Origin of the sequence: Pseudomonas yangonensis, assembly GCF_009932725.1 — a bacterium.
Lineage (GTDB): Bacteria > Pseudomonadota > Gammaproteobacteria > Pseudomonadales > Pseudomonadaceae > Aquipseudomonas > Aquipseudomonas yangonensis.
In genome coordinates this window covers 1-266 of sequence record NZ_BLJU01000083.1, presented here as the reverse complement: position 1 = coordinate 266, position 266 = coordinate 1, and the positions used below count along the sequence as shown (strand labels likewise).

1 protein-coding gene is annotated in these 266 nt (G+C 53.4%); it reads right to left on the bottom strand.

What is annotated here, in order from left to right; genetic code table 11:
* On the bottom strand, positions 1 to 266 hold a 266-nt coding region (locus GYB81_RS23575; RefSeq protein WP_368854858.1), incomplete at both ends, for a hypothetical protein.

Below are 266 nucleotides of genomic sequence, written 5' to 3'. Positions count from 1 at the left end.
ACTGTCACCTGACGGCTGGCACGCTTTTCTTCCATCAGCTCACGAACAACGTCGTGAACAATGCTGACATCCGCACCATATTCAAAGGCATCGTCCAGCCGCTGCATGACGGTTTCCAGCTCATCGTCTGACAGGTTCCAGTCCTGGGCTATGTGGCGCACATCCCCACGGGTCAGCACCACGGCAAAAACGCATTCACTGTCCGGCACGTCTGTATCCAGTACATCGCGGATGATTTCTTTAACAGTACAGTACATGTTCTCGTC